The organism is Flavobacterium supellecticarium, from assembly GCF_004801375.1.
GTDB classification, from domain to species: Bacteria; Bacteroidota; Bacteroidia; order Flavobacteriales; family Flavobacteriaceae; genus Flavobacterium; species Flavobacterium supellecticarium.
The window spans coordinates 457,876-478,537 of sequence record NZ_SSNZ01000002.1; the positions used below are offsets into that span (position 1 = coordinate 457,876).

The following is a 20,662-nucleotide window of genomic DNA, read 5'->3' on the forward strand; positions in this document are numbered from 1 at the left end:
ATTACTTTAATTTTTCTATTGCTTTACTAATTTCAATGACATCGGCTTGGGTGCTCACAAGCTCATTTCGGTGTTTTTGGATCAGACGTACAACTTTTTCGATTAGTACGGGATCTTTTCCGGTTTTCTGATGTAGCCTTTTAACAAAGGTTTCGTCCAGTTGGAACGTATCGATCAGGTATTCCGATCGTATTTTTTCGAGAAAATAAATGATCTTTTTTTCAATAATCAAATGGTGACTACCTTCCTGAAGGTAAAGATTTCCGATTGTCTTGGTAAAATCGACCGTGGTATTCGGTACCGGTTCTTTTATCGGAATCACCCGTTGGCGTCGTTTGGCATTAAAGAGCATAAATACAAACATTCCGATCAGGAAAAGATACCAGGCCCATTTTAAGGCCGGCTGACTCAGGATATAGCGCATTGGTGAACCGGAAATATGCTGATCATTATAACTAAACGATTGCCAAAACAGTTCCCCTTTTGGGATGTACGATAAAATGGCACTGCAATATTCGGCATTTTTGTCTTTCAACAATACATAATTCGAAAAAGCGGCCGGTTGCGTATGCAGCAGAAAATAGCCCATGCCGTAAGGAACCCGGATAAAGTTCGCATTTTTAACGGTATCCGTTTGCTGATAGCCCAAAACATCGGTTGTAGTAGAATCGATCGAACTGAAACTCACATTTCCGCTACCTCTGTGGAAATTATAGGTTTGATCCTTAAGGTTATTTGCACTTAGTTTTTGCAGCATTTTATTTTCCAATGACATGCCTGTACTGTAATCAAATTTTAAGGAATCCATTAATTTTTTAGGAAACGACTGCATACTTAAAAAAGCCGTATTACCATGATCAACGAAATACAACAGCTCGTCGGCCGAGGTGTCGTCGATCGTATTTTGGTCGGAAATCATCAGGATGGTTCCTTTAGCGGTATAGGTCGAATCGGCATAACTGTATTTTGGATCCAGAAATTCATAAACCGTAGTCCCGAAACGTACTATTTTTTGCTTCGGAAAAAGGCTTGGGATTTCCTTGTTAAATACATACAAACCAAACGGAATCTTGTCCTGGATCGTATAACTTGGCGTCCAGTTAATCGGTTTTGGTCGGCCGGAATCAATAACAATAATTCCAACAATTATCAAAACCAGAAAAGCGATATATAGTTTTAAAGTCCGGTTCATTTATAAGGAATTAAAGGTGTTGAGAAACGTTTTTTCCGATTGGATAAAAGCCGTTTCGTTTAGTTCAAATTCACCATACCAGCTATAATCGTAGATATAGGAAAGATAGGCAAAGTCGTGTCGTAATTTAGGATTGCTAATTTCATACAAATAATCGGAATTGGTTTTTTCAATATCCCATTCGATAAGTGATTTATCGGATAGACGTTTGAGTAACCACAGATAATAATAACGGATCGCTAGTCGGTAATCGTTATTGTTTTTGGAATCCCGTATTGCCTTTTCAAAATTAATGGAATGAATGTCTTCGTCGATCGCATCGGAAGTCGCGATTTTCTTTTGTGATGATTTCCCAAAAATCCAATTGCCTTCCTTATTAAGGATCGTTTTTACAATCATATAAACCACAAAGAGTACGATCAATATCGCTATAACTTTTAAAACAATTTCCAATGCGGTTGGATTGGCACCGTCCAGTCCAAAGGAAAAAATACGGCCCAGCCAATATTGTAACCAGGCTTTGAAATTATTCCAGGCACTGGTGTCGGGCGCTACGGTTTCATATTGGAAATCCGTTCCGGAATAGTTTTCTTTAAAATTAGACTGAAAGGGCAACGGTTGTATTGCCGTGGTATCCGACCATTTTTGAACGTCCAGATTTTTTTGGGCAACAGCAGGTGGATCCTCGAGTTCGACCACTTGTGAAAAAGTCGTAAAAGAGGAAAAAAACAGGATAATATAAAGGAGAAATTTATTCACTTTGTGTACCAATCAAATCAATATCATTTTTAGACGTGTTGTTTTCCGATTCTTCGCGGATGCTGTAATAGATCACGCCGTTGTTGACCAATAACAGATTCTGCATAAAGAAATTTAAAAGTACCGACAGTACAAATACCAACAACATCATGATCACAAAAAACGAAAACGGATTGGAAGACTCCGGATCAAAAGAACCCGGATTGTCAAGGGTAGTAAATACCGAAGCCACTCCGATAATATACGGAATCATCGAGATCGTTCCTACAATAGCCTGTACGATAAGATACATGACAAATGTAGAACCAATGATAGGCCAGAATTTGCTTTTCATCATTCGGAACGCTTTGCTTAGCGAGGCGAAATAATCATCATCGGTCGAAATATAATTATAGAAACTCAGCGATAACCAGGAACCTGCCGCCGGAATCAGAAGCAGTATTATCGGGATTCCGATTAGGATAAAGGCCAAAGCAAACGACAATATAAAAGTCAGCGCGATTAGCGGGATAGCAGTGAACATTGAAAGGATGAAAAAAAGAAGCACCTTTCCAATTTTAGATTTGACCATTCGGGTGATTTCCGCCGTGTCAAAATCTTTTTTTCGGGATAACAAGTCCAGATAAACTACCGGATAGAGATAGCTGATCAAGCTGATAATGAGCATTAGAATAGCCGACAATCCGCCGAAGCCAAGAAACAGTAAAAAGTTTTCTGCGATAAAACTGTCAAATTGATTTCCGGGTGCGCCATTATTCAAACCGGAAAGGGTTCCTTCGTAAAATACTTTAAAAAGGAAAAACACCAGCACTAGTAAAATAAGCACAAAACCACCGTTTACAATCAGGTAGTTTCGGAAATAATGTCTTCCATATAATTTAAAAAAGCTAAAAGTATCGCCGACTAATTCGTTGAAATTTCTTTTTTTATAAAGTTGAAACATGTTTTCGGGTTAATTTTTTATGGAGAATATAAGGATAAATCAGGTAATAAAAAGAAATAAGAGCCAGTGTGCCCAAAATGATCAATACGTTTAAGGCTCTCGGCATATCGATCGAATATCGGGTGATAAAACCTTCGAGAAAGCCAGCTGCGATAGTAAACGGCATCGTACTTAAAAATATTTTAAGACTGTTTTTGAGTCCGGTTTTAAACGATGTAAGTCTTGAAAATGTTTTCGGAAACAAGATGCTGGCGCCAAGGATAAAACCGGCCGCCGATTCGATAACGATACCAAAGATTTCCATAGCGCCGTGAATCCAGATACCGCGAACACTTTCCCAAAATACCTTTTCCTGATAGAAAAAGTATTGGAACGATCCAAGCATAATCGAATTCTGAATCAGTACAAAAAAAGTACCGATCCCGGCAAAGATGCCGTAGATATAACAACGCATACCCACCATCAGGTTGTTAATCGTGATGCCGATAAAACTGCCCCAGTTGCTTCCGCTTTTATAAATCGCGACGGGATTACCTTCCTTAATGTTTTCGAGTGTCTGGTTTACATAACCGTCTCCCAAAATAAGCCGTACAAAAGTAGCGTCATTATGAGCCGAAAGTACGCCAATACCGGTACATGCAAAGAATAAAATAAAAGCATAAAGTAGGTAACGACGGTATTCGTAGACCAAAAGCGGGACTTCGGTTTTAAAAAAATGAACCAGCCTGTTGGTCTCTTCTCGTTTGGTTTTGTAGACTTTCTGATAGGTTTGCGAAGCGAGATAATTTAAGTAAACTACCGTCTTACTTTTGGGATAGTAGGTCTGTGCATATGCCAAATCATTCATTAGATGGATATACAAACTGGCCAGATCATCAGGATTTTTCTTAGATTTACCGAAAATTGCTTGCTCAAATTCAAGCCATTTTTCTTTATTTTGTTTAATAAATGCAACTTCTCTCATACATTCGCAAAAAGCTAAAGTATAAAATATGTCAGAATTATCAATAGTAACAACGCAAAATGTTAATATAAGTTTTAAAACGGCTTCAGTTGGTACAAGAATTGTGTCCGAACTTTTGGATATGCTGGTGAAAATTGCCTATGTTGTGGTGATAATCTATGTGTTTTTCTATTTGCTGAACATCCAAAAATTCTTTGAAGGCGCCGATCCGTGGACGTCGGGTGCGATTATGATGCTGTTTGGATTGCCGGTAATGTTGTATTCGCTGGTACAGGAAAGTTTGATGGAAGGACAAACGGTTGGAAAAAAAATAATGAAAATAAAGGTGATCAAAATTGATGGTTATCAGGCCGGTTTTGGCGATTATCTGATCCGTTGGATATTCCGGATAGTGGAATTTGGTATCGGAAGTGGCGTAATCGGACTGGTTGCGATTCTGGCCAGTAATAAAAGTCAGCGGTTGGGCGATATGGCCGCAGGAACCGCAGTGATTAGTCTAAAACGTGACATTAATATCGATCATACCATTTTGCAGGAAATAGACGAGGGTTATGTGCCGATTTATCCATTGGTGATCAAACTTTCGGATAATGATGTCCGGATTATCAAGGAAACCTTCGAATCGGCATTACGCGCGGAAGATTTTAAATTAATCTATCAGTTACGGGAAAAAATAGAATCGGTAACAGGCATTAAAAATCAGTCCGGAAATGACAGTGATTTTATCCGAACCGTTTTAAAAGATTACAACTACTATACACGCAATATGTAGCGTTAAAACTGCTAAAAACAAAATTATGTTTCATTTATTGGATATTTTGGGGACGATGGCCTTCGCATTGTCAGGTGCATTGACGGCGATGAATAAAAAAATGGATCCGTTTGGCGTGTTTATTATTGCCTTTGTAACGGCTGTTGGTGGTGGTACTGTGCGCGATGTGCTTATTGGCCGAACACCGGTTGGCTGGATGCAAAATCTGGATTATGTGTATATGATTACGATCGGTTACTTTTTGGCATTGGTTTTTCGGAAAAGTCTCGATAAACTGCGAACCTCTTTGTTTTTGTTTGATACGGTTGGTTTGGGCGTTTTTACATTAATTGGCCTCGAAAAAGGAATCGCTATTAACCTGCATCCAATCATTTGTATTGCATTGGGTACCATGACAGCTTGTTTTGGTGGTGTTATTCGTGATATTTTATGTAACGATATACCGGTGATTTTCCGAAAAGAAATTTATGCGACCATCTGTATCATTGGTGGAATTGTCTTTTTTCTGTTGCGCAAATGGAACGTACAGGAAGATGTGTTGTATTTAACAACGTCGGTAGTGATCATCGTGATCCGTTTGATGGCTGTCAAATTTGAATGGTATTTGCCTACGCTGGAACACCGAAATCCGCCTAACGGGTAAGGTATACAAAACCGGTTAAATCGTTCGGATAATCCGGATCGTTTAGTTTTAAAATATAAAAATAAGTACCTTCCGGAGCGAGTTCGTGGCCAACACCGTCCTTTATAAGTCCGTTCCAGTCTTCCGTGTACTGATCGCCGCGCCATACCAGTTTGCCCCATCGGTTATAAATGTAAATTTCGAAGTTTAGGAAAATAGTTCGCAGTCCTTCAATAAAAAAGGTATCGTTAAGACCGTCTCCGTTGGCCGAAACTGCGTTGTAAATCGTAGGCGGACAATTATAGGTTTGTAGAATAAAAGATGTTACCGTATAGCAGTTTGCATCGCCTACGCGGACAAACAGTTCTTTTGGTGATTGATCGGATAGATAATGATGACTATTATAGATTGGATTCACATTTTGATTGGCATCTTCGGCCGTTTCGTGGAAGCTGACCGTTTGCGAAGGATCGGTTTTAACCAGTTCGTCATAATTTGAAAAATCGTAATAACCTGATCCGTAACCTTTGTTGCAAACCTTTAATGGTGGTAACGGATTGACTTGTGGCGATACATTTAAGTTGGCTGTTACAGAAGCTTCATTATTGTCTTCGTGTATCTCGGCTACCGTATTGTCCGGATCTACCACAACTTTTAAAGTAAAAGGAGAAGCAATCGTTTCGGGTAAAACGACAGTAACCGAACGGGTTTCGTGTCCGTCAATAGGGATAGTCGTTAAGGTTTGATAGGTGCCAACAAGTGTTTCGTTGGCATATAGTTTTATCCCGGTGCCTTGTGGTAACGGGTTGGTGCTTTCCCGGTTATAAACAGTAAAATCGACGGTAATGGTTTTGGAATTACAACTGCTACCGATGTTATCGATACTAACGGAAGCATCGGGAAGCTGACTGTTTAGTTTGGTGACAATCGCGTTGATCATCACAAAATCCTGACCGGAAGTCAGTTGTATGGTAGCAGAGGTGTCGCCAATGGCAATATTGTTCTGAATATCGTAAACATCCAGGTCCATATTGTATAAGGTCGTACTTCCGGTTATACTATTGGTACCATTAAAAGCATTATTAGCCGGATTTAATGGTGGATTGCTTAGAATATTTCCATTAATACGCAATGTTTCGTTAACGAGGATGTCTTTGTCGCCTTCCCAGGCCAGAAAACCAATTTTAGCATTTTGATTGTCGATAACATTCAGACTCGAAAGGGTAATATTAACCACGTCCGGAACAGCCTGCATTCCGTCATATACATTTAACTGATTTAAAGGCAAAGTCTCATTTTTGTAAACGATAATAATGGCCCAACCTGCAAAATTGGTTCTCCGGATAAAATGTTGCGCGATATAAGGCGAAACATCCAGATCGGAGATGGTGTATTGACCGTTCCCTATTTGTTGGACCAAGTCGGTAATGTCCTTAAAAGCGCTGAAATAGTCCAGGATAATTCCGGTTGCATTGCGTTGATAACTAAAAGTTCGGTCGGGTCGGATAGGAATATTGTTGAGTTTTATGTCGAAATCACCCAGTCCGGAACCTGCCCAATACAAATAGGCTTTTTCGATGGTATTGCCGGATGCAAGATTTAATGTGGCCGACGAACTGGTGTAAACAGACGGTGCCAATTGAAAGGAATTTTCCTCCGGATTCAGCGTGTTTCCTATAAAAGTGAAATCATACCGTCCGTTAAACTGATTGTAAAGACTGATGTCCTGTGCTATTACCATAGGGGAAAATAGTACAGAAATAAAGTAAACAAGACAGCGTAATTTTCGATTCAAAGGCATTAATTTTGAATTTGACGGTTCTAAATTTAGTAATTATTTGAATGCCAAAATACTAATGGATGCCAAAATGAATGAAATCAAAAACAAAAAATTGGCAAAAAAGTAGTAAATTTCCAAAGTTTATGCAGCTTGCGTGGAAAATTTTAAGATAAGAAAATATAGCGAAAAAGATTATAATTTGTGGAATGATTTTGTGAATCAGTCCGAAAATGGCACCTTTCTTTTTCATCGGGATTTTATGGAATATCATAAAGACCGTTTTAATGATCATTCTTTATTGGTCTTCGAAAATGAAAAAATAGCCGCTTTATTGCCGGCCAATCGCAAAGCCGCAGAACTCCACTCGCATGGCGGATTAACCTATGGTGGATTACTGATTAAAGAAAACCGCGGGCATGCTTATCTTGAAAGCCTGTTTACCGCATTATGCGATTATCTTAAAGCCGAGCCACTGGAGCATTTGGTATTCAAATCAAGACCGTCTTTTTATACGGCAAGTCCGTATCGCGAATGGCATAACTTCCTGATTCGGAATGGTGCAACGCTTTATCGCAGCGATATAAGTATGGCGATCGATTATCAGCAACCGTTGCAAATAGGAAAAAGCAAATTAAAACGGTACCGGAAACCGGAAAATGAACGGCTTGAAGTGGTACAGGAACAGGATTTTACACTTTTTTGGAAAGAAGTTCTCGAACCGCGACTGGTCGAAAAATATGAGGCCAAACCGGTGCATACACTGGATGAAATGACACTTTTAAATCGCAGATTTCCGGAGAATATCCAGCAGTACTCGGTATATCGGGACGGTCGGATTGTAGCAGGAATTACCCTGTTTGTCGATACGCAAGTGGTAAAATCGCAATATGGTGCCACAACGGCAGAAGGTGAAAAACTGCGCGCACTGGATTACCTTTTTATCACGCTGATTTTAAAATTTAAAGCAGAAGGAAAATACTTTTTCGATATGGGAACCGTTAGCCAGAAAGAAGGGAAAGCCTATAATCCCGGATTGTTAAAACAAAAAGAAGAGCTGGGATGCGACATGTATACCCAGGATTTTTATAGTCTACCGTTATGAAAATACCCTTTTTAGATCTAAAAAAACTGAATAAGCCCTATGAATCCCGGTTTCAGGAAAAGTTTACAACTTTTCTGGACAGCGGTTGGTATATATTAGGAAACGAAGTTCGGACATTTGAAGCCGGTTTTGCAAACTATTGTGGCGTAAAACACTGTATTGGAGTAGGCAATGGGCTGGACGCTTTAACCCTTATTTTTAAAGCCTATATCGCATTAGGAAAATTACAGAAAGGCGATGGCGTACTGGTACCGGCGAATACCTATATTGCCAGTATTTTAGCGATTTTACAGGCCGAATTGGTTCCGATTCTGGTAGAACCGGAACTGGAGACCTATAATATTGATCCATTGGAAGCCGAAAAACAGCGGACAGAAACAACCAAGGCCATATTGGCGGTACATTTATACGGGCAATTATCAGACATGGTTCGGATCCATAAATTGGCAGAAAAGTATAATTTACTGGTTATCGAAGATGCGGCTCAGGCACATGGGGCGGTTTTAAACGGGCGTAAAGCAGGTAATTGGGGAGATGCCGCCGGGTTTAGTTTCTATCCGGGTAAAAACCTTGGTGCTTTGGGTGATGCGGGAGCAATCACAACCAACGATTCGGAATTGGCAAAAATACTGTATTCCCTACGGAATTATGGTTCGGAAATTAAATATGTAAATGATCATATAGGATATAACAGCCGTTTGGATGAATTTCAGGCGGGGATCTTAAATGTTAAATTGCCGGATGCCGATGTGGAAGCAACGGAAAGAAAAAGCATCGTAAAACGCTATCTGTCGGAAATTCAAAATCCGAAAATTGCATTGCCCTATTATGATTTTTCAGAAAACCATGTTTTTCATCTGTTTGTGATCCGTACCGAAAACAGGGAAGCACTGGCCGGGTATTTAGAAGAAAAAGGAATCGGTACGTTAATTCATTACCCAATTCCGCCGCACCAACAAAAAGCACTACCGCAATTTCACGGTTTGTCGTTTCCGATAACCGAAAAAATCCATCGGGAAGTCTTGAGTCTGCCGTTAAATTCGACTTTAACAACCGCTGAGGTCGATGCGATCATCCTCGCATTAAACAATTATTAAGAGCGGAAAACCGTTTATGTCCGAAAGTCAATCTGCATATCGTCATATCTTAAAAGCGACTTCTATTTTTGGAGGTGTTCAGGTATTCAATATATTGGTTTCGGTCATCCGATCAAAAATTATTGCCGTGCTGATTGGTCCGGCTGGTATGGGAATCGCCGGATTATTAAATGCAACACTTAATTTGATCAGCGGTTTTACAAACCTCGGACTGGAGACGAGTGCGGTAAAAGATATCTCACAAGCAGGGACGGAAAACGATACTCCTAAAATAAGTCGGACAATTAGTGTTTTGTCCCGGTTGATCTGGCTCACAGGGACGCTTGGATTTGTGGTAACGTTATTGTTATCGCCCTGGTTGAGTTATCTATCTTTTGGAAATTACGATTTTACATGGGCTTTTGCCTGGACAGCTATCGTTTTGCTTTTTAAACAATTAACCAGCGGTAATATCGCCGTATTACAGGGACTTCGGAAGCATAAGTATTTGGCGCAAGCCAATTTATACGGTAGCGGTGTAGGACTTGTGATCAGTGTTCCGTTGTATTATTATTGGGGGTTGGACGCAATTGTCCCTTCGATTCTTGTATCGGCTATTATTAGTTTTGTATTTTCGGTAGTATATTTTAAAAAACTGAAAATTCCTTCTGAGGCGGTAAAGAGCCGTGAAGCCCTACGTGAGGGAAAAGAGATGCTGAAATTGGGCTATGCCTTAAGTTTTATGGGCTTGTTGGTTATAGCGGCGTCTTATATTGTTCAGATATTTATTAGTCATACGGGCGATGTGGAAGAGGTAGGGTTGTTTAATGCCGGAATTACCATTGTTAATTCCTATGTCGGAATTATTTTTAATGCGATGGGAACGGATTATTACCCCAGACTGGCGGTTATTGCAAATGATAATGTGAAAGTCAGGGAAAGTGTAAATCAGCAGGCATTGATCGGTATTTTATTGCTAACTCCGGTGATTCTGATTTTTATTATGCTGATGCCACAGTTGATCCATCTGTTGTATTCTACAAAATTCACACCGATTATAGCGATGGTCGGCTGGGGGATATTCGGGATGTTTTTTAAAGCGATCTCCTGGTCGGTAGGATATATTTTGATTGCAAAAGGCGATACCGGTATTTTTATTAAAACGGCAATCGGATTTAATACTTTTTCGGTGCTATTGAATATTGCCGGCTATTATTACTATGGCTTGGAAGGATTGGGCGTGAGCCTTTTAATTTATTATGTTTTGCACCTGATTATTGTAACAGGGATTGCGAAATACCGTTATGATTTTTATTTTGAACGGGAGTTTTATAAAATCGCAATTTGTTGTTTCGTTTGGATACTCCTGATCTATTTTGCGATGTATCTGGAAGATGGTATATTGCGGTATGTAATAATGGGGATTTTGGTGCTGATTTCCGGACTGTATTCTCTGTACCAACTGGACAAAAAGATAAAGATATTTGGATTACTAAGACAATATATAACAAAAAAATGAGTGTGTTAAAGACCATAAAGAAGCAATATAAAAGGAAGATGAGTAAGTTGCGCTTTCTTTATTCCGTTAACTGGACGAAAACACTTTACTTCAATTTTAAAAAGTTTCCGTTTGATGTAGCGAAAAAACTACCGGTCTTTTTTTACGGAAAAGTACATTTTCATACCATCGAAGGTCAGATAGAGATTAAAGGACCAATTACCAGAGCGATGATTGGCTTTGGACAACGTTTTGAAAAAGCTAAAAAAGAAAAAGGCATTGCGGAGTTCTGGCTGGAAGGGCAATTAGTGTTTAACGGGCCGGCACATATGGGAAAGGACGTGTTGTTTTATATCGGGAAAGAGGCCTATTGCGAATTTGGCTATATGGCTTGTCTCGGATCTGATGTTAAATTGGTTTGTACCGAACGGATTACCCTTGGCGATTGGTCGGGTATAGGCTACGAATCGCAGGTGATCGATACCAACTCTCATCCAATGATCAATACACTGACCGGGGCTTTATATCCAATGACGGGTGCGATTGCGATCGGAACACATAATGCGGTTTCCAATCGGGTTTCGATTATGGCGTTTACCCGTACGCCCGATTTTTGTGTCATCGCTTCCAATTCATTATGTACCAAAGATTATACGGACTTGGGAAGTAACGTACTGATAGGTGGTGTACCGGCCAAATTGATTAAAAACAATTACAGTCGTGACTGGGACAACGAAAAAGAGCTTTTAAAGCAATATAAAATCATCAAATTATAACGGGAAATTATAGGTTTTTTTTCTGAAAACGGGCCGGATTACCAAACCAGACTTCGTTTTCGGGAATATCCTTATTCACAAACGACATCGAACCCAACACACTATTATCGCCTATGGTTATTCCGTGTTGCAATACACTATTTGTACCAATAAAGACATTGGCACCTATAGATGCACCGCCAATTTGCTGCATATTATTGTCCAGATTGTTGGTCATCATTTTGGGACAGATATACGTATTGTCTCCAATTGTAACCCCACGGGCAATAATGCTGTCATAACGGACCGTTACATTGTTGCCAATTGTACAATTTCCGGATGAGGAAACCCGGGAATCGATATAGCAATTTGAACCAATTACGGTACCTTCCCTTAATTCTACATAACTTTTGATAACGGTATTATCTCCGATAATCACATGGTCTTCAATAATACAAAAATGGCCAATGGTTACATTTTTGCCTATTTGCGCTTTGTCGGAGATGATGTTTGTAGTCATGTATGGGAGAGAATTAGCGTTCTGTTTTTTTAAAAACTTTTAAAAAGCTAATATAAACAATATGATCAGAATTTGAAACAGCTTTTAAAGGATTCTTACAGGGCTGATTCTGTATTTTTAGAAGAAAAATTATAGGATTCTGATCTGAAAACAGGAAAAATAGCAGTTATCACAAACGGAATACTATAGAATAGTGCTTTACTGGTTATACTTTACTTTTAGTCCACGTTTCCAAATACCGATTTGCAATTGTGGTATAATAATGCTCCTTCTCAATAAACTGTCGGGCACGTTGTCCGATGGCGGTAATTTCCTGCGGATTTTCGATCAGAAATGACAATTCAGAAACAAGTACTGCTACATCCGGAACGGCATTGATGGCTACTTTTTCGGGCAAATTATAGTGTTTGGTAAACTCCGTTTCGGCACCGGTAAAAACCACTTTTCCCTTAGCCATTGCTTCGAGTGCATTATAGCCCTGATCAAAACCATACACCTGATCCAGTAGAATATGGGCTTTGTTATAGGAGTTGATATAAACGGCATAAGGAACATTTTCGGTCACAATAACCTCAATTTGTTCCGGGTATTTTTTTTGAATGATTTCCAATGCGGCTTCAAAATAAGAAATTCCTTTTTTGGTATAACTCAGTCGATTGATTCCCAGGAAAATAATGATCGTATCGGTAATTGCACTGGAAGTGAAAGGGATTGTATCGCTGTTAATCGGATTGGGAATAAACGCAACGGTATTGCCCATAGCTTCCATCGGGATTTTATAATCCAGATCGGAAACTATTAGTGTTTTGCAGTTTTCCGAAACCCAATTAAAAAGTTTCCGGTAATTGGGATAGGTATATTTTAACGAATATTCGAACTCCGGTTGTAACGATCGGTCTTTTAGATACGGTGTTAAAACGGAATATTTTAACTTGTCCTGTAGCAGGTAATCATTGACCGGTGTTTCGTCTCCGCAAATCAATAGCGAAGGATTCACTTTTGGATTTTGATCAAATAACTTTTTATAAAGCTTCCGACTCCAATACGGATGTGTTTCAAGTGCATCGGAGTTGATTAATTGAATATGATCAAAACCTTTTAATTGAGGTAAAAGCCGGTAAAACCGAATGGCTTTTTCGGTCATTTCCAGATCCAGACCGGAAAAACGGTAAATCGCATTTTTAATTTTTCGGGGTAACCAGTATTGTGTCGTCCATTTCGTACGAATCGAGTAATCGACAGCATAATTCTTAAAGTGATCACCGGAACCTACCAGTACTACCTGATGTCCTAAAGCCGTAAGGCCTTCCTTTAACGAATTATGGAGTCGGCTGTATTCCCCTACTAAAAGTATTTTCATTACCGATGCAGAAATTTTTATATTTGTGTAAATATAAAAACAAATTGGAGAACGCATTTAAAAATGATGATTTAGAAATCCTGATTGCAACTATGAATAGGGACACTTTGGATTTTTTGGACGCTATTTTTACGTCTTCACCTTTCCATACCTTTCGTTTGCTGATTGTAAATCAGACCACACAGGAAAAACTACTGATTTCGGATTATCCTAATGTAAAAGTGATCAATGTTTTTGAAAAAGGACTTTCCAAAAGCAGGAATATAGCACTTCATCAGGCAACCGGAAAAATTGTCCTGATAGCCGATGATGATGTAAGCTACCCGGAAGGATTCCGCGAAATAATTATTAATGCGTATAACCAAAATCAATCGGTTCCGTTAATTTGTTTTCAGACACTTACGACAGATGGTAAGCCGTTTTGTCGTTATCCGAAGGGACCTGTTTTTTTGGGGCAAAACGATCTGGAGAAAGTTTTATCCATCGAAGTGACGGCTCAAACAAAAGCGCTTCGGGAAAAGAATTGTGTTTATAACGAATGGTTTGGACTTGGTGCCCGATTTCAGGATGCGGAAACGTTGTTTTTCCTTCGAAGTGCTTTACATAAAGGGCTGAGAGTTTTATTTTGTCCCGAAAACATTGTTATTCACAAAAGTTATTCCTCGAGTGATGAGGTGGCCTCCGATCGGTTGATTTATGCAAAAATGGCCGGTTTTTATAAACGATTCAAAACCGGGGCCTACTATTACCTTTTGAAATATATGTTTTTTTTAGGTCGAAAAAAATATGTACCATTGTCCGGAATCTATCCGAAATTTAGAGTCGGATTACAGGGAATCAGGGATTACAGGGAAATTTTAAAAAAGAAAGAAGATACTTTATATGACTGATGCGATACCAATAGGAGAATTTATAGACATACCCAAAATAGCCGATCCAAGAGGAAATCTGGCGGTTGTAGAAAAAGATACGGTTCCGTTTGAAATCAGGCGGGTTTATTATTTGTATGATGTACCGAGTGGTGCATACCGTGGCGGACATGCGCATATTGCCCAAAAAGAATTTCTGATTGCCGTAAGTGGTAGTTTTGATGTGTTGCTGGACAATGGAAGCGAAAAGGAAAAAGTTACACTTAACCGTCCGGATAAAGGATTGTTAATCCGGGAAGGAATCTGGCGGGAACTGGACAATTTTTCATCGGGAGCCATTTGTTTGGTTATTTCGTCTGATGTATATGAAGAAGCTGATTATATCCGCGAATATGCCGATTTTATAACGTCAAAACGCACCTAAACGGATATTTTTCTTTTCCAGGTAATTTTTAAGCCGATGTAGCAAGACTAAAACCGGAGCTGGAAGTTGTAGCAACAACCGTTGTTTAAAAACTAAATTGCTTCGGTCTATAGACTGTACCAGTTGGTTGTAATTGGCTCGATCGCCATAGATTTTACATTTAATGGCTAACGAAAAACGGTTAAGGTCAATCACCTTTTTGGCCGCAGGATTGCTTTTTTCAATTTCCCAAAACTGCTCAAAATCACAATAATGCTCCCTTTGGAATGCCCGATTGGACAAACTTCCGCTCACAAAAGTATAGCGCGACGTAATACCATTATACAGTCCGATTTTATAATGAAATCCGATACGGATAAAATAGTCCGTATCTTCTCCATTGGAAATCGTTTCATTAAAAAAACCGATGGTTTCCGTAACGTTCCGGTGTATAGCGAGAGAAGAAACAGCCAGTATACTTCGGGTCATACTGGTTTCAAAAAGATCGACTTCCTGTAGCAAAGCCGATGTTATATTACTATGACGGGCCGGGAAAACTCCGTTGGCCGTTTCAATTTCCTGTACTGTACTAAAAACACTCAGATGATCAAATGCGATAATGGTATCGTATAACTTTTCAAGATGTTGCGGATACCAGAAATCATCGGCATCGATAAAAGCAAAATAGGGACCGGAAGCTTTTCGCATGGCCAGATTCCGTGTGGCAGAAACGCCACGGTTTTCAGTCGTAAATAACCGAATCCGTTGATCGGAATAAGACTGTACTATTTCCAGGCTACGATCCGTTGAGCCGTCATTTATAATAACGATTTCAAAATCAGTAAACGTCTGATTCAGAATACTGTTTAAAGTGCTTTGGATATGCGCTTCTTTGTTGTATAAAGGGATAATAACGGAAAAAAAAGCCATACGACACTATTTGATCACACAAATATATCCCAATCGATACAAATCCAGGCAAAACAAATTTCTGTTTTTTCCCAGAATCATTTTTCGCAAAACGGGTTCCGACAAATTAAAAAACAGGCCAACAACGCTATCGAGATGCAAACGTCTTAGCCGGTTGTAGTTTTTTAGTAGCGAATTAATATTTTCGATGCCGGGTAATTCCGAAAACATGTTTTTTCGGAGTTTTACGGCTTCGAGTGATTTTTGGAAAAAAATTTCGTTTTTGTCCAGACCAAGATGCAGTATCGGATTGTCGATATGCAGTACCGGAATGGCTTTCTGGTACAACTGATACGAAAAAAAACTATCCATACCGTAAATGTTTTTTTTCGGGAATTTGATACTTAGAAAAGTGTTTTTGTCTGTTAGAAAATTACTGGAAAAGATATAATGATACGGTTTCTGATTTCGGGATTCGGCTGTTTGCGACTCGCGCGAATGGCCGAAAGTCCATCGTAACATAGTCGCCTGATTTTCGTGATGATCAGAATATTGACATCCGCCAAAAATAATCGGATTTTGCGAACCGATGAATGCAACGTATTTTTTTAAAAAGGTTTCCGAGCCGGGTAATACATCCGAGTCAACAAATAAAAGCCAGTCGTATTTCGCCTTTAAAGCCAATGATGTCCGGGTTTGAGTATCGCCCAAATTGGTTGCACTTCTATAATAGGAATAGTTATCAAATTCGGCACATAAAGCTTTGTTGTTCTGTGAAGCTACGCTGTCAGAGGAACAATCGTCCCAACAGATGATTTCAAATGACAATTGTAATGCATTTCCCTGCTTTATAAGGGAGCGGGTTAAGTTGCTTACATCATCGTTGTATGTAGGTATCAGTATGGAAAACATATCGGGTTAGTGATCTTTCAAATAATATTGAATATTACAAAGTAACGTTTTTTTTGGTAATGTTTTAAGAATTCACCCAACCTTTCCTTTTGGGAAACAGTTTGTGAGTTATAGTTGCCGGAATAAAAGTAATGTAATGATGTTGAAAATAGAAGATTAAAACCGCTTATATGGTTAAAGGGTAACCTAAAGTCAGAATATACGTTGATAGGAGCTGGGCAAAATGAACCTGGGATGACTCGTATAGTCTGATTTTTTACGATTTTATACAAAAAAAATACCCTCTTGATAAAGGGGTATTGATCGTATATATTGGGTACTGATTTGTGTTTATACCGTTCGTTGTACCACCTCAAATAAGGTTTTATCTTCGCATTTCAGGGTTTTGGATGGATATTTCATTAACAGCGCATAATCGTGCGTGGCCATTAAAATGGTTTTTCCGTTTTGGTTGATTTTTTTCAAAACCTCCATAACTTCCACACTCGTTTGCGGATCCAGATTTCCGGTGGGTTCATCGGCTAAAATTAACTCCGGATCGTTTAGTAAAGCCCGGGCAATCGCGATTCGTTGTTGTTCACCACCAGAAAGTTGGTGCGGCATTTTAGTCATAAAATTACGCATACCCACTTTGTCCAGTACTTCCTCAATCTGTACCTGCATTTCTTCTTTTTCGGCCCATCCGGTTGCTTTTAAAACAAACTCCAGGTTGTCGTGAACATTGCGGTCCGGAAGTAATTTAAAATCCTGGAAAACAATTCCCAGTTTACGTCTCAGATAAGGGATGTCCTTTTCTTTCAATGTTTTTAAATCATAATCCACAATGGTACCTTCGCCTTCCGTTAGCGGTAAATCGGCATACAAAGTCTTCATAAAACTACTTTTTCCGGAACCGGTTTTTCCAATGATATAAATAAAATCACCATTTTTAACCTCAAGGTTCACATGGGTTAAAACAGCATTATTTTCCTGATAAATGGTTACATCGGTAAGGGAGAGAATAGTTTGTGACATAAGTCTGTATGTTTTATTTTGGTAAAAATAAGAAGTTAAGAGAGTCCTGCAAAATTTAAAACGAAATTTACAACAATTTATTTCCGTAAGAAATTATTTGGTTTGGTTTTTGAGGGAACTCCTGCAATAAACAAAACCGGACAAACGTTAATACCAGTATATTTTGATATATTTGGGTTTTAAAAAAAGTAACAATGCGAAAATTAGATAGGCTATTATTTATTTCCTTAACGCTGGGTGCGATGAACCTCGCGGCACAACAATCGAACATCTATACGCACGATTTAGTGGACTACCAAAAAGCGTTGTCGCTTTACAAAGACAAACAGTACCAGGCGGCTCAAATCCTTTTTGATAAGGTAAAAAGCGCCAACAACAGTTCGGAAGTAAAAGCGGATTGTACTTATTACAGTGCCAATTGCGCGATTCGCCTGGAACAATCGGGCGCCGATCAGATGATGGAAAATTTTGTCGAAAATTACCCGACCAGTACGAAGCAAAATCAGGCCTATATCGAAGTGGCACATTATTACTTTGAACAGGGAAACTACGTTCAGGCGCTGAAATGGTTCGATAAAGTCGATGAAAATGCCATGACCTTAAGCGATAAGGAACGCTATAATTTCCAAAAAGGCTATTGTTACTTTACCGCAAAAAATAAAAAAGAAGCTGAAAAATATTTTAATAAAGTCGTTAATTCCAAAGAATATGGTTCACAAGCCAAATATTACCTGGGTTATATGGCCTATGAAACCGATAACTACAAAGACGCTACACAGTTTTTTGATCAGGTAGCCGATAAGGACAAATACAAAGAAAAAATGTCCTACTTCCAGGCGGATATGAACTTTAAACTGGGGAATTTTCAAAAAGCAATCGACGTGGGAATTCCGCAATTGTCCAAATCCGACGCCAACGAAAAATCCGAATTGTCCAAAATTATCGGAGAGAGCTATTTTAACCTGAAACAATACGACAAAGCCTTACCGTATTTGTTGGAATACAAAGGCAAAAAAGGCAAATGGAACAACACCGATTTTTACCAGTTGGGGTATGCCTATTATAAAGCCGGCGATTATGAAAATGCGATCGCTCAGTTTAATAAAATTATCAACGGACAGGATGCGGTAGCGCAGAATGCCTATTATCATTTGGCGGAAAGTTACCTGAAAACGGATAAAAAGCAACAGGCGCTAAACGCATTTAAAAACGCCTCTGAAATGGATTTTGACGCCAAAATCCAGGAAGATGCCTATTTGAATTATGCCAAATTGAGCTACGAAATCGGAAATCCATACCAAAGTGTACCGGAAGTTTTAATGGGTTACCTGAACAAATACCCGAATACATCTTATAAAGCCGAGATCGAATCCTTGTTGATCAACTCGTACATCACGTCAAAAAATTACAAAGAAGCCTTGGTATTGCTGGAAAAAAGCAAAACGCCGGAAAACAAACTGGCGTATCAGAAAGTGACGTTTTACCGCGGACTGGAGTTGTATACCGACGGGAATTATAACGAAGCACTGGCTTTATTTAAAAAATCGATTGCCGAACAACGCGATGCGAAATTCACCACCCGTGCTACGTTCTGGAAAGCCGAAACGGAATATGTTTTAGGACAGTTTGGTGATGCATTGATCAGCTTTAAACAATTTTTGGGTAGCGCGGAAGCGAAAAACACGCCTGAGTATAAAAATGCCAATTATGATCTGGCGTATACCTATTTTAAACAAAAAGAATACGAACAGGCGGCAAAATATTTTCAGGAGTATATCAATATGGCAAAAGACGACAAAGTACGTCTTAACGATGCCTACCTACGAATGGCCGACAGTTATTTTGTGACAACCAAATACTGGCCGGCGATGGAAGCTTATAATAAAGCGATCGAGCTAAAAAGTGTCGACGCAGATTATGCCTATTTCCAAAAAGCGATTTCCTATGGATTTGTATCCCGAAACGATAAAAAAGTAGAGGAGTTAAACGGATTCCTAAAAGCCTATCCGAAATCAAAATATGCGGATGATGCGTTATATGAAATGGGGAATACCTATGTGACGTTAAACAATACCGAAAAAGCGTTACAGGCCTACGACCGCCTGATTACGGATTATAAAGACAGTTCGTATGCGGCAAAAGCCATTTTAAGACAAGGTTTGATTTATTATAATGCCGAAAAAGACCAGCAGGCGTTAACCAAACTGAAAAAAGTAGTAGCCGATTATCCGAGAAGTCAGGAGGCGATGGAAGCGGTTTCGACGGCACGTCTGATTTATGTCGATCTCGGAAAAGTAGACGAATATGCAAGTTGGGTAAGAACCCTTGATTTTGTAGAAGTTACGGATGCCGATCTGGATAAAACAACCTACGAAGCAGCGGAAAAACAATACCTGCAAAACAATTTAAAACCGGCGATTTCTGCATTTACAGGCTACTTGGCAAACTTCCCGAATGGAATCTCGGCTTTAAAAGCCAATTTCTATCTGGCGCAGGCCTATTTTGCCGAAGGTCTTGGAAACAATGCCATTCCGAATTATGAATTTGTGATAGGAAAATCCCGAAATGAATTTACCGAACAGTCATTGGCGCGTTTATCGGAAATTCATCTGAAGAAAAACGATTATGCCAAAGCAATTCCGGTTTTAAAACGACTGGAAACAGAAGCCGATTTCCCGCAAAACGTAACCTTCGCGCAATCCAATCTGATGAAATCGTATTACGAACAGAAGGATTATCCGAATGCGGTGATTTATGCCGATAAGGTATTGGCAAATACTAAAATTGAAGACCGTATCAAGAGTGATGCACAGATTATCGTAGCGCGTTCGGCTATTAAATCGAACGATGAAGCAAAAGCCAAAACGGCCTACGCAAAACTACTCACCATAGCCAAAGGAGAGCTGGCGGCAGAAGCATTATACTACGATGCGTACTTTAAAAACAAGGATGGTAAATTTGAAGCATCCAATACCGCCGTTCAGAAATTGGCTAAAGATTATTCCGGATACAAATATTTTGGAGCCAAAGGTCTGGTGATCATGGCGAAAAACTTTTACGGCTTAAAGGACAGTTTCCAGGCGACCTATATTCTGGAAAGCGTAATCAAAAACTTTAGCACGTATCAGGATGTGGTAGACGAAGCCAAAAAAGAATTAGACTTTATTAAATCGGAAGAAGCCAAACGCAATTCCTCAATAACCAATTAAAAG

Annotated in this window: 19 protein-coding genes; 9 read left to right on the plus strand and 10 right to left on the minus strand. The window is 39.3% G+C overall.

All coding sequences use genetic code 11. The annotated features are described in order from the left end of the window. Position 1 precedes the first annotated feature (1 nt). The 4 genes from E6C50_RS06675 to E6C50_RS06690 are packed head-to-tail and all read right to left on the minus strand — an operon-like array spanning position 2 to position 3,858. Positions 2-1,192, minus strand: a complete 1,191-nt coding sequence (locus E6C50_RS06675; protein ID WP_136402426.1) for a DUF4350 domain-containing protein — start codon at positions 1,190-1,192, stop codon at positions 2-4. Next, entirely contained in the window at positions 1,193-1,951 is a 759-nt protein-coding gene (locus E6C50_RS06680) for a DUF4129 domain-containing protein (RefSeq protein ID WP_136402427.1), read from the minus strand. Beyond that, a complete protein-coding gene (locus tag E6C50_RS06685) occupies positions 1,944-2,894 on the minus strand; it encodes a hypothetical protein (RefSeq protein WP_136402428.1) in 951 nt (316 codons plus the stop codon). The genes E6C50_RS06680 and E6C50_RS06685 overlap by 8 nt, the downstream gene beginning before the upstream one ends. After that, entirely contained in the window at positions 2,878-3,858 is a 981-nt protein-coding gene (locus E6C50_RS06690; RefSeq protein ID WP_136402429.1) for a stage II sporulation protein M, read from the minus strand. Before E6C50_RS06690 ends, E6C50_RS06685 begins: the two co-directional genes overlap by 17 nt. A gap of 28 nt (positions 3,859-3,886) precedes the next feature. Between E6C50_RS06690 and E6C50_RS06695 the strand changes: the two genes are divergently transcribed. Continuing rightward, entirely contained in the window at positions 3,887-4,630 is a 744-nt protein-coding gene (locus E6C50_RS06695) for an RDD family protein (protein ID WP_136402430.1), read from the plus strand. A 25-nt stretch (positions 4,631-4,655) separates the two neighbouring features. Continuing rightward, positions 4,656-5,273 carry a trimeric intracellular cation channel family protein gene (locus E6C50_RS06700; RefSeq protein WP_136402431.1) on the plus strand — a complete coding sequence of 206 codons (618 nt, stop codon included), beginning with the start codon at positions 4,656-4,658 and terminating at the stop codon, positions 5,271-5,273. Here E6C50_RS06700 and E6C50_RS06705 read toward each other — a convergent pair. Then, on the minus strand, positions 5,263-6,993 hold the full coding sequence (locus E6C50_RS06705) for a T9SS type B sorting domain-containing protein (protein ID WP_230978970.1): 1,731 nt from the start codon (positions 6,991-6,993) through the stop codon (positions 5,263-5,265). The two genes, E6C50_RS06700 and E6C50_RS06705, sit on opposite strands and share 11 nt — an antisense overlap. 193 nt (positions 6,994-7,186) lie before the next feature. Between E6C50_RS06705 and E6C50_RS06710 the strand changes: the two genes are divergently transcribed. Genes E6C50_RS06710 through E6C50_RS06725 form a run of 4 tightly spaced genes read left to right on the plus strand, consistent with a single transcriptional unit; the run spans position 7,187 to position 11,484 of the window. Next, positions 7,187-8,134 carry a GNAT family N-acetyltransferase gene (locus tag E6C50_RS06710; RefSeq protein WP_136402432.1) on the plus strand — a complete coding sequence of 316 codons (948 nt, stop codon included), beginning with the start codon at positions 7,187-7,189 and terminating at the stop codon, positions 8,132-8,134. Beyond that, positions 8,131-9,231 (plus strand): DegT/DnrJ/EryC1/StrS family aminotransferase, encoded by a 1,101-nt coding sequence (locus tag E6C50_RS06715; protein WP_136402433.1) that lies wholly within the window; start codon positions 8,131-8,133, stop codon positions 9,229-9,231. Before E6C50_RS06710 ends, E6C50_RS06715 begins: the two co-directional genes overlap by 4 nt. 16 nt (positions 9,232-9,247) lie before the next feature. Further along, on the plus strand, positions 9,248-10,729 hold the full coding sequence (locus E6C50_RS06720) for an O-antigen translocase (RefSeq protein ID WP_136402434.1): 1,482 nt from the start codon (positions 9,248-9,250) through the stop codon (positions 10,727-10,729). Between the two features lie 38 nt (positions 10,730-10,767). After that, complete coding sequence (locus E6C50_RS06725; RefSeq protein WP_136402435.1) at positions 10,768-11,484, plus strand: acyltransferase; 717 nt, start codon at positions 10,768-10,770, stop codon at positions 11,482-11,484. A 7-nt stretch (positions 11,485-11,491) separates the two neighbouring features. Here the strand turns inward: E6C50_RS06725 and E6C50_RS06730 are convergent, their stop codons facing one another. Both E6C50_RS06730 and E6C50_RS06735 read right to left on the minus strand, forming a co-directional pair. Next, complete coding sequence (locus E6C50_RS06730; protein WP_136402436.1) at positions 11,492-11,983, minus strand: DapH/DapD/GlmU-related protein; 492 nt, start codon at positions 11,981-11,983, stop codon at positions 11,492-11,494. 205 nt (positions 11,984-12,188) lie between these two features. After that, positions 12,189-13,343: a glycosyltransferase gene (locus E6C50_RS06735; protein WP_136402437.1), complete on the minus strand. Its 1,155-nt coding sequence runs from the start codon at positions 13,341-13,343 to the stop codon at positions 12,189-12,191. 44 nt (positions 13,344-13,387) lie between these two features. Here E6C50_RS06735 and E6C50_RS06740 point away from each other — a divergent pair, with 44 nt between their 5' ends. Both E6C50_RS06740 and E6C50_RS06745 read left to right on the plus strand, forming a co-directional pair. Beyond that, the gene (locus E6C50_RS06740; protein ID WP_168732764.1) at positions 13,388-14,233 is read left to right on the plus strand and encodes a glycosyltransferase family 2 protein; all 846 of its coding nucleotides are present in this window, start codon (positions 13,388-13,390) and stop codon (positions 14,231-14,233) included. After that, positions 14,226-14,636: a sugar 3,4-ketoisomerase gene (locus E6C50_RS06745; RefSeq protein WP_136402439.1), complete on the plus strand. Its 411-nt coding sequence runs from the start codon at positions 14,226-14,228 to the stop codon at positions 14,634-14,636. The genes E6C50_RS06740 and E6C50_RS06745 overlap by 8 nt, the downstream gene beginning before the upstream one ends. Here E6C50_RS06745 and E6C50_RS06750 read toward each other — a convergent pair. The 3 genes from E6C50_RS06750 to E6C50_RS06760 all read right to left on the minus strand — a co-directional run bounded on the left by E6C50_RS06750 (position 14,622) and on the right by E6C50_RS06760 (position 17,450). Further along, entirely contained in the window at positions 14,622-15,545 is a 924-nt protein-coding gene (locus E6C50_RS06750) for a glycosyltransferase family 2 protein (RefSeq protein WP_136402440.1), read from the minus strand. The two genes, E6C50_RS06745 and E6C50_RS06750, sit on opposite strands and share 15 nt — an antisense overlap. A 6-nt stretch (positions 15,546-15,551) precedes the next feature. Beyond that, the gene (locus tag E6C50_RS06755; RefSeq protein ID WP_136402441.1) at positions 15,552-16,436 is read right to left on the minus strand and encodes a glycosyltransferase family 2 protein; all 885 of its coding nucleotides are present in this window, start codon (positions 16,434-16,436) and stop codon (positions 15,552-15,554) included. Between the two features lie 330 nt (positions 16,437-16,766). Beyond that, entirely contained in the window at positions 16,767-17,450 is a 684-nt protein-coding gene (locus E6C50_RS06760; protein ID WP_136402442.1) for a cell division ATP-binding protein FtsE, read from the minus strand. A gap of 194 nt (positions 17,451-17,644) precedes the next feature. Here E6C50_RS06760 and E6C50_RS06765 point away from each other — a divergent pair, with 194 nt between their 5' ends. Beyond that, positions 17,645-20,659 carry a tetratricopeptide repeat protein gene (locus tag E6C50_RS06765; protein ID WP_136402443.1) on the plus strand — a complete coding sequence of 1,005 codons (3,015 nt, stop codon included), beginning with the start codon at positions 17,645-17,647 and terminating at the stop codon, positions 20,657-20,659. Positions 20,660-20,662: the final 3 nt, after the last annotated feature.